The organism is Candidatus Omnitrophota bacterium, from assembly GCA_013791745.1.
GTDB lineage: Bacteria > CG03 > CG03 > CG03 > CG03 > CG03.
Map to the genome: position 1 here is coordinate 1 of VMTH01000140.1, position 6364 is coordinate 6364.

Annotated in this window: 7 protein-coding genes; all 7 read left to right on the top strand. The window is 42.1% G+C overall.

The genetic code is table 11. From position 1 onward, the window contains the following. Positions 1 to 40 precede the first annotated feature (40 nt). Positions 41 to 1240: a hypothetical protein gene (locus FP827_06665; GenBank protein MBA3052750.1), complete on the top strand. Its 1200-nt coding sequence runs from the start codon at positions 41 to 43 to the stop codon at positions 1238 to 1240. Beyond that, a complete protein-coding gene (locus tag FP827_06670) occupies positions 1233 to 1451 on the top strand; it encodes a hypothetical protein (protein MBA3052751.1) in 219 nt (72 codons plus the stop codon). The genes FP827_06665 and FP827_06670 overlap by 8 nt, the downstream gene beginning before the upstream one ends. Before the next feature lie 458 nt (positions 1452 to 1909). Then, a complete protein-coding gene (locus FP827_06675; protein MBA3052752.1) occupies positions 1910 to 3754 on the top strand; it encodes a hypothetical protein in 1845 nt (614 codons plus the stop codon). Continuing rightward, entirely contained in the window at positions 3747 to 4106 is a 360-nt protein-coding gene (locus tag FP827_06680) for a hypothetical protein (protein MBA3052753.1), read from the top strand. Before FP827_06675 ends, FP827_06680 begins: the two co-directional genes overlap by 8 nt. A 263-nt stretch (positions 4107 to 4369) precedes the next feature. Beyond that, positions 4370 to 5158: a hypothetical protein gene (locus FP827_06685; GenBank protein MBA3052754.1), complete on the top strand. Its 789-nt coding sequence runs from the start codon at positions 4370 to 4372 to the stop codon at positions 5156 to 5158. A 12-nt stretch (positions 5159 to 5170) separates the two neighbouring features. Continuing rightward, positions 5171 to 5629: a hypothetical protein gene (locus FP827_06690; GenBank protein ID MBA3052755.1), complete on the top strand. Its 459-nt coding sequence runs from the start codon at positions 5171 to 5173 to the stop codon at positions 5627 to 5629. Positions 5630 to 5662: 33 nt separating this feature from the next. Continuing rightward, the coding region (locus FP827_06695) for a hypothetical protein (protein MBA3052756.1) at positions 5663 to 6364 on the top strand (702 nt) is incomplete at its 3' end.

Here is a 6364-nt window from a genome sequence, read left to right on the forward strand (position 1 = left end):
AGCGCACAGGCGGTGGGGGAAGGATAAAAACCTATTAAATTTGATGATAAGCAAAATGCCGGAGCGCCGCGGGACATACTTTTATATGTTTCCAGAGATTACTCAAGCCCGAAAAGCAATATGGGACGGTATGGACTATGATGGATTCCCATTTATTCAGCATTTCCCGAAAGACTACATAAAAAAGAAAAACGAATCTGAAATGAAAATAACAACTAAAGACGGCTCTATATTTCAGTTAGGTGGTTCAGATAATTACAATTCGTATATGGGAACTAATCCTATCGGCATGGGATTTAGTGAATTTTCATTACAGGATCCGGCGGCGTGGGATTATTTCAGGCCTATATTAAGAGAGAATAAGGGATGGGCGGCATTTATTTATACTTTTCGTGGTAAAAATCACGGTTTTGATTTATATGAAATGGCTAAAGACAATCCTGAATGGTTTTGCGAAGTTTCAACTATAAACGACACAAGATTGCCAAACGGACTACCTGTAATAAGTCAGGCAGATATACAAAAGGAAAGAGACGAGGGCATGAGCGAGGATTTAATACAGCAGGAGTATTTCTGTAATCCTGAATCGGGGATGCTTGGCTCTTATTACTCTGATGTTATTAAGACGGCTCGCGAAGATAACCGTATATGTTCAGTGCCATATCAGGCGGGGTTTCCAGTCCATACGCATTGGGATATAGGCAAGAAAGACCACATGGCTATTATATTCAGTCAGAAGATAGGGAAGGAAATACATCTCATAGATTGCCTGTCTGGCGGTGGAAGTAGTATAAACGACTTCGTGAGGTTATTACAGCAAAAGCCGTATATCTATGGCGCACACTTTATGCCGCACGATGCAGACCCTACTCAAATAGCCACAGGAACATCGCTTAAATCAATAGCAGAGGACGCAGGGCTTAAGAACGTGCTGATAGTGCCAAAGCTGGGAATAGATGTAGGAATCAACGCTATGAGGCAGTTGTTCAATCAATTCTGGATAGATGATAAGAATTGCAAGCCGATGTTAGAAGCGTGGCTGCAGTATCATAAGCATTACGACGCGAAGAGAAAGGATTTTATGCCGATTCCTCACAAGGACTGGTCAGAACACTATTCAGATTCAGGGCGCTACCTCGCAGTCGCATATAGATTTATGACGATAGACACGGCGCAGAGCTACGAAGTAGACACAGAATATCAGCCGGGAATAGCAAGACGAAGGGGGGAAGGTGTTTGAGAAGTTGAGCAGGCAGATGAGACGGGCAATGGGTCGTAAAGAAGTTAAATTAGAGGCGAGTATAGACAAGAAGATATTGGAGATATACCTAACTAAGAGTGGCGATTTAATGGTTAGGGGGATATTGCCGAAGGGTGAAATGGAGATGTATAATTTAGTCGGCAGGATAAATATGGCGATAGCGGAGTTAGTGCGGAGCAAGATAAAATGATTACTAAATACGAGAGAATGATGGGTTGCGGCAATAGACCGGAAACGATATTGCTTATTATAGCCGTAGGTATTATGTTCTGGGTTATATGGCAAATTCCAACGCGAGAAGAATGTATAAGAGATTATGTAAAGACACAGCAGGAGAAATCAAAATGAAGCATATAAAAATAGCATTGCTTATTTTATTGGGCGTCGTCTCGATGTATGTAATCTACCCGAAGTATTATTATAAGACGCAGGGAGTTGGTGCGAACCTCATAGTGATTAGGGGGAATAAGATAACCGGTAATGTCGTGGTAATGCCGAGAGGAAAGATGAGATGATTTTCCCTATTGACAGGTTTCGCGGCATATGCTATTTACTTTTCAGAATGTTCAATATGTATTGAACGTTGAATATGTTTAGAAAAGAGAATATGTGTTTAACGTATTAAACGTCGAGGGGGATTTGCGAAAAATGAATAACGATATTATAAAAGTGAAATTGAACGACGAGCAGAAATTACAAGTCACAGCAGAGATTGAAACAGGATTACAGCAAATACAAAAAGAGAGAGACGAGCAAAACTTAGAGCATAATTGGGAAGCCGGACAAATGTTATATGACGGCACATTTGAAAGGAAATCAGAGATATGGTCGGGGTCAGCGCAATATCATATCAATCAATTACTTGTGTCAGTAGATATAACGACGCTGAAAGCAAAGAAGCAAACGCTTGAGGCAAAGCCGATAGTAATACTTGAACCGAGCGAAGAAGGAATAGTTCCTGCTAATTTGAGAGACCACGAGGACTGGCTTGATTACAGATTGCGCAAAGAAGTTGAAGTCCAGAATATGTATAGTCCGCTGTATAGAAAAGCAACGATACAGGGAACAAGCATATTGAAAGTGCCGTTTGACAATCAGGAAGAGGAGTTTGATTTCCTGAAAAGATACAAGCCGAATGATATAGATAAATACAAACTTGACAGCTTGAAATACGAAGTTGACGAGGAAGAGTTCGCAAAGAATTTAATACTACTGGCGTCTGGGCAAGAGATAAGCACGAAGATAACAGAGAGTATAATCAGGTATTCCGCGCCGAGGCCGTATCAGGTGCCGATAGAGGATTTCTATGTAAGACCTACTATCAAGGATATGTATAGGCAGAAAGTTATATCAGAGAAACGCGTTCTTACTTGGATGGATATACAGAGAAAACTTGATGCAGAGTATTATGATGAAGAAGGCGTTGAGCAGATAAAGAAGTCAAAGGGCGAGAAATATCAGGAAGAAACATATACTCATTACGAAACCATACTCTATTCTGATATTGAGAAGAAGGGAAGTTTCCGCAGATATGTAGTAACGATAGATGATGACAGCAAGGCGATATTGAGGATTATACACTTTCCGTATTGGCACGCAAGGATATATTATATTCCGTATTACATTATACCCAGAGACGACAGTTTTTATGGATACGGATTAGCCGAGAGGTCAAAAGAGAGTTCAGAGATGATTGATAGATTATGGAACTCTGTATATAATATGGCTGATTTACATCAGAATCCGCCGAAAGTAGTTACAGGCAAGGTTGTTATACCGCCTGACGCCGGCCCCGGCTCATTGTATTACGCTCAAACAGGCGGAACATTGACGAATCTTAATCTAACGCCATTCTCAAGCGAGCATTATAATTTATTGAGCTTAGGCATGAGATTAGACGAAAAGTTGAGCGGGGTATCTTCGGGCATGAGTGGCGGTGAATCTCCGGCTGATCCCCACGCCCCTGCTTCAAAGACGGCAATGCTGTTGAGCGCAGGGAATGAAAGAATAGATGATTATATCAGGGAATTGCAGTTGGGTAATTCAGAGTTAGCGCAGCAGGTGGATAGTTTATATATGCAGTTTAAGCCGGATGACCGTTATTACTTCAATAGCGGGGATAAACAGGTCAATACAGACACGAGAGACAAGAAGTTGAGGTATGTGCCTCACGGAACTGAAATCAGCTTAAACAAAGCGTTTGAACTGCAAATGATAAACCAGTTCGCGGAGTTTCTCGGATTGTTTCCTGATGTGATGCAAGACCCTGCAAAGAGGAACATAATATTGTCGGCGTTTATAGACGCGATAGGTGGGAGCATTGAGAAGCATAAAAAAGAGTTATTGCCCGATGTTAATGTAAATCCGCTGTTGCAACAGCTATCATTGTTGCCGCCGGAGAGATTAGCACAGATGGGGGAAATCCCTCTTTCAGAGATTATGGAGACTATGTCGGAAATGATGATGCCACAGCAAGGACAACCCAATGGATAATATATTCAAAACAATAAAGCAGAAGTCAATAGAGCGGTTGGAATATCGCAAAAAAGTATTAACACAGAATAATGTTATCAGCAATAAAGAGCAGAGCCGTGAGAGCAGATTAAAAGAGATAAAGGCATTGTCGTTAGAATTCTACGGACTGTTTCAGGATGAAAAATATCCGCTATACACAAGTTACTTAAAGAAAGTAAGCGATGAATATAAACAGATAATGCTTGATACTACATTGTGCGGTGGTAACGCAACAGCGTCGGCGGCGTGTATAAAGCTGATAGAAACGATACTGGATTATCCGATAGCAATAGTCAAAGAATTTGAAGACGCTAAAAAGGAAATAGAATAATGGGTATTGACAAAACGCAAAAGACAAGTAACAATAATATAGATATTAAAAAAGTTATAGAGTTATTAACTGATATGTTGACGGAGAACAACTTCGGCAAGATAACGGTTTCCATTTCGCCGGGAAAGATTGATTACCTGCGAAAAGAAATAACTCTAAAATAACTTAATATTGGACAGAAAAGGAACAACCTAAGCACAGAAGGACATTATCGCTATCCCCTCATACGGGTTACAAAAATGTAGGCGAGAATGGAGGATTTTATGAAATTGTCAAAAGAAGAATGGGATGAGCTTTCAGATGTGGAACAGTTAGAGAGAGCAGAAGAGAAGCCCGAAGAAATTGTGACTCCCGCCCCGGAGGGTGAGACCGGTGTATCACAAGAGGAAGTGGATGAAAAAGGCGTTCCGCTTAAAAACAGACTGGCTGAAAAAGACCGGAAGTTAGCGGAGAACGAGAAAAGAACGCAGATTCTGGAAACAGAGCTTGCGGAGATGAAGAAAAGCATCCAGTCCAAGACTTCGAGCGTAGAAAAAGATGTCGCAGTAAGCGATTTCAAGCAAAAGCTAACTGACATGAACTATGAGCCGGAAATGGTAGATGAGCTACTGAAAACGGTCAAGTTTATGGCTCAAGAGAGTAACAGGGAACTTATGGGTGAGATAAACACCTTGAAGATGACCGCCGCCAAGAATACGCGAGCGGAAATCCTAAGAAACCTGCAAGCGGAAGATGATCTCGGACTTATAGCAAAATATAAGGTAGAGATAAACGCTGAACTCGACACATACGACCCAATTTTGGCAAGCAACCCGGTAGTGATAGATGTCGCGGTTGCAAGGGTGCAGAAGAAACATTTGCGTGAATTGCTTGGAAAGAAGGAAAAAAGCGGTTCGGCGATTGAAACTTCTCCGGCTTCAGGTGCGTCAGTCGCGTTAAGCGACGGAAACGAATTAGAAGCCAAGAAGTATTCTGCATTACACGGAATCGACCTTAAAAGAGCAAGGACTATCATTGAAAAAAGAAACATGGCTTTGAAAAGTCAAAAATAACAGGAGGTTATTATGGATATGAATTATGGTAAGAAATACGGGCCGGATGTGTTGCTCTCTCAGGGAGTGCCTCTTGCGGCTTCGCAGGTTTTCAAATACAAGAGCGGCAAGTTTATGACGAATGCGGCAGGTGTTTTTAACATCACTGCTACGGGCGAAATTCCGTTTGGTTGGGCGAGTGTTGGTGAATACACATCAAGCGCTGTGGCTTCTGCTGAGAAAGTTCCTCTGAACATATCAAGGGAAGCTGTGTATGAAATGCCCGTTGATGCCGCTTTCACAGAAGCAGAGGGTCTTTTGCTCGTTGGTGATGTGTGTGACATAGTTACAACTGACAATATACAGATGGCTGATATTGGAACAAGCACGGATGATATTTTGCAGATAGTCGGCTTTGATGTCGACGCGCAGACCGTGTATGTCAGATTAGCCGTTAGACTTGGTATCACAGCAGAAGCCGGCGTAATTTAAGCCGCGTAGCAGTAAGTAACGTAGGAGGTTATTATGGATAGAAGTACATTTATAAAAGGAATGGCGGCAGATATGCACGAATGGTATTGGGAGGCGGCAGACCCGTTTTACAAAAGCTATTCGCCTATTTACCCTAAGTTTATGACGGTCAAGCCGTTGTCGGAAATCAAGGGCTCATTCGCCCAGATGACAAGTGCGATAGCGATTGACAAGCTTCCCCAGAAGGAAGAAGGTGGCTCGATACAGGAGTATCAGGCTTCAGAAGGGTTCACGGTTTACATTGCCAAAAAGAGATTTTATGGTAAATCGCCCGTGACGTTTGAGCTTGACGCTGATTTTCCGAGGGTAAAGAATTTTATTCGCGATTACATCAAGAGTAATATGCCCGCGGCTATCGAGAACACGAAAGAAAGTCTGGCGACAGATTTGTTTAATTATGGTGGAGTTATACTTGGACACGATGTTTATGACAACGCGACAAAGAATAACACGCCTTCCTATGGCAAACTGGCTTATGATGCTGTATGTGCAATCAATTTAAGTGACAATCTTAGGACTGCGAAGAACGGTTCAACCTATTACAATGGGTTGGCGCTGGCTCTGACTGGTGCTAATGGTTTCGATAACCTTAAAACTGCGCATACGCTGTTTACATCGACAAACGCCAAACAGGAGAATGGTGCTCCTTTTGATAACAGTCAGAACAAAAAGATCATGGTGCCTCAGGCGCTTGAG

Coding starts and splice junctions, on each gene's coding strand:
- FP827_06675 (MBA3052752.1), top strand. CDS start 1,910: ATGAATAACGATATTATAAAAGTGAAATTGAACGACGAGCAGAAATTA.
- FP827_06690 (MBA3052755.1), top strand. CDS start 5,171: ATGGATATGAATTATGGTAAGAAATACGGGCCGGATGTGTTGCTCTCT.
- FP827_06685 (MBA3052754.1), top strand. CDS start 4,370: ATGAAATTGTCAAAAGAAGAATGGGATGAGCTTTCAGATGTGGAACAG.
- FP827_06680 (MBA3052753.1), top strand. CDS start 3,747: ATGGATAATATATTCAAAACAATAAAGCAGAAGTCAATAGAGCGGTTG.